Source organism: Vibrio sp. D417a (assembly GCF_030248595.1).
Classification (GTDB): Bacteria; Pseudomonadota; Gammaproteobacteria; order Enterobacterales; family Vibrionaceae; genus Vibrio; species Vibrio alginolyticus.
Map to the genome: position 1 here is coordinate 1 of NZ_JAHGAM010000032.1, position 3085 is coordinate 3085.

A 3085-nucleotide genomic window follows, 5' to 3' on the forward strand; every position below is an offset into this window, starting at 1 on the left:
ATAACGCCGCATTAAGGTGTGAGCAACGCTGCCACCTTACCTAAACCACACCACCGTAAACACAAAACCCAACACGAAGCTGAAAATGCCATGCGTTGGGAATCACTCTTAAATGCTTTGTTATAGCGCTTTTAGTTGAGTAAACGCTCTGAAACGTCAGGTGGCATAACTGCAGATAGAAGTACTGGAACTGACTCTAGAGCTACAGTTCCGTCCTTTATCTTCCGCTTAATATAGGCTGGGTATTTTTCTGGTAAATATGTTTCTTGAAACCACCTTCGGAACTCAGATAAAGCACCAATTGGATAAGCATTAATTTCAGGATCTAGCTGACGATATGATTCCGGGTATTTGTGAACTATTTTAATACGCTCTCCATGAACCGCCTCTAACCCTTGATCTTTCCAGTATTTAGCCCAATGAATGCCTAAACTTCCATCAGGCATTATCGAGTCATCAACAATAATATTGTTTCGAATTAAAGAAGCAATTATCGTTGTTGCTTCATCAAACATCGTGAAATAACCCTTAGGGCATTCATTATTTAGGACTCGTTCTTGGAAAAGTTTCCAACTTTCCGAAATTAGATCTTGTTCATTGTAATTTAGGCGATCATAGATATATTTTCGCAAACCTAGCTTCGCGGCTCTACGATAATTACGGATCGCCTCAGGCTTGGTCACTTGCGCATAGTGGGCATAATAATCCGTAATTGCCATTACAATTTGTTCTGGCACTGCATGAATTACGCCGGTAATTGAATTTTTACTATCAATTTCAACGTATAAAGTATCTGGAACTGATTCAGATTCGGTCCATTCTTTTATTAGTTCTGTAAGCTGCTGACCACGAATTTTGCCTTGAGCTTCACCCGCAGACCAATCTTGAGCTAGTTGGATAACTGAACTCGGAGCTAAACCACAAAACTTAGCTAACCCTTGCAATGAAAGAAAAGTTTCACCATTAGGCAAAACACCCATACTAATATTATCAACTTCCTGCATTTTAACAGGAACTAAGTTTAGAGGTTGCTGCTTCACGTCATTCTCCATGTAACCTATAAGGCTTTAGGGATGATATGGTACTTAATGCGTATATTTCAATGTTCGACACTAATATTTTTGTGCTACATCTCGGTATGATAGTTGAATTACGCTAAGCGCTATAACGCCCTGTTAAGGTGTGAGCAACGCAATACCGAAGCTCCCGCAAACCACCTTAAACACAAAACCTAACGCATAGTGAAAATGCCACGCGTTGCGAATCACTCTTAAACAGTTTGTTAGAGTATATTTTTCGTGAAGTTTTCAGGGTTGTATATTTTCATGAACTTATCCCTATCTAACGACTCTGCATCTTTCAAAAGGCTTTCAATTTTTTTGTCGACCATATCGACGTACTTTACATAGGATTCGTGTGTTTCAGTCCCAATTGGCAAGGATGGAGAATGCTTATTCTTTTTATGATGCTTTATGTGCCATACAACTATTGCAACATTATGAAATTCCGCTCTAATTTTTTGCCCCCATCGTTCGAGATCAGATAACGATAATGAGTCATTTTTTTGGTTGTTTTTATCAATAGACTTAGCAATTTCATGTAAATCTTCGATGCCGACATTAATTCTGTCAATGTGAGAATGAATTAATTGAAATGAAATTCTTTGAGGCTTGTTAAGACCAAGCACCGCATCTTTATAATGATTTTTAAATATATGGTTCGTTAGATTTAATGGGACTGTAAGCTCAACTCCTTTTAGCGCATATATTTGCAGCGTTCTCGAATATGAATAAAGAGTACGATTAAGCTCACTTTCAATTTCATCTAGTTCTTCCAATAAGCACTTTTTTATCTTTCTTTGTTTCAACTTGTCATTAGCTACATTCGTGAACTGAGCCAACAGCCAGCCTACAAAAACCGCTACTAAACTAAGCAAAACTCTTTCGTTTAGCTCCATAATTTCTCCTATACTCTAACGCCCTGTTAAGGGGTGAGCAACGCAATACCGAAGCTGCTGCACACCTCCTTAAACACTAAAACCAACGCATTGTGAAAATGCCACGCGTTGCGAATCCCTCTTGAACAGTTTGTTATGTGCGTGCTTACGTTATGCACCAGACCGCTTTACACGCTTGGCACCAATAAAAAACCGATATTTACTTTGTTGAAGCAAGTCCAAGTGACGCTCAAACTTAGGCACACCGTTGGATAAAGAAAGATGATAGACAATTCCATTACCAGCATATACGCCAACATGTGCTCCATATGAGTCTGTAGAGTCGTTATACATCATGATATCTAACGGCTTAAACTCAGTAACCACCTCACTAAACTCCGAGTCATCCCACAGTTCACTAGAACGGTAGTTAGGTGGATTTAGACCGAAGTCTCTGAGCAGGTTATAAGCAAAGACCTGGCAGTTAGCTCCAAGCGTTAAGTCTGAATCATCTTTGCAACCCGGTATGCGGGATGAAACATATCTTACATTTTTGAATCTATCGGGAATATCCATTTCCATTTTCTCCCAAAGCACATAACGCCCAATTAAGTTGTGAGCAACGCTGCCACATTACCCAAGCACTTCACCGTAACCACCAAACCTATTGAAACCGAGAGCGCCGAGCGTTGCGAATCAGCTTGAATTGCTTGTTATGCAAATTTTTCACGACGCATCGTTGTAATCGAATACCCCATTTCACGATACTTTTCACAACGTTGTTGTAGAAACTCCGGATACTGACTTTCTTCAACTTCATTGAAGCCAATATGCTTGTAGAAATCTGTTACATGAGCAAGTGGCATACAATAGGCGGTACGCAAATTTAAAACAGGCTCAATGTGCTTAAGAAATTGGAGTCCTAAACCTTGACCTTGAAACTCACTTGCAATGTACATGCCCCTGAGTATCGTCACATCATTGATAAGCTCAACTTTCACTGAGCCGATAATCGCACCATCGTTGAGGCAGATAAATGCTCTTTCAGTATTAGACCAAGCGCTATGATAGCCCTGCTCTTTATAGAATTGACCAACAGCGTCTTTCATAGAGCTATCGGCTTCAAAAATTCTCATTTTTACTCCATTT

General features: G+C 39.7%; 4 protein-coding genes. All 4 read right to left on the reverse strand.

Features of this window, described 5'->3' with window-relative positions:
* Positions 1-131: 131 nt before the first annotated feature.
* Complete coding sequence (locus KI742_RS21190; protein WP_017448864.1) at positions 132-1040, reverse strand: hypothetical protein; 909 nt, start codon at positions 1038-1040, stop codon at positions 132-134.
* 242 nt (positions 1041-1282) lie between these two features.
* On the reverse strand, positions 1283-1957 hold the full coding sequence (locus KI742_RS21200) for a hypothetical protein (RefSeq protein ID WP_285385526.1): 675 nt from the start codon (positions 1955-1957) through the stop codon (positions 1283-1285).
* Between the two features lie 150 nt (positions 1958-2107).
* Complete coding sequence (locus KI742_RS21210; protein WP_250154691.1) at positions 2108-2512, reverse strand: hydrolase; 405 nt, start codon at positions 2510-2512, stop codon at positions 2108-2110.
* A 137-nt stretch (positions 2513-2649) separates the two neighbouring features.
* Positions 2650-3085 (reverse strand): GNAT family N-acetyltransferase (locus tag KI742_RS21215; RefSeq protein WP_285445306.1); only part of this gene is annotated, 436 nt, incomplete at its 5' end.

Coding starts and splice junctions, on each gene's coding strand:
- KI742_RS21200 (WP_285385526.1), bottom strand. CDS start 1,957: ATGGAGCTAAACGAAAGAGTTTTGCTTAGTTTAGTAGCGGTTTTTGTA.
- KI742_RS21210 (WP_250154691.1), bottom strand. CDS start 2,512: ATGGATATTCCCGATAGATTCAAAAATGTAAGATATGTTTCATCCCGC.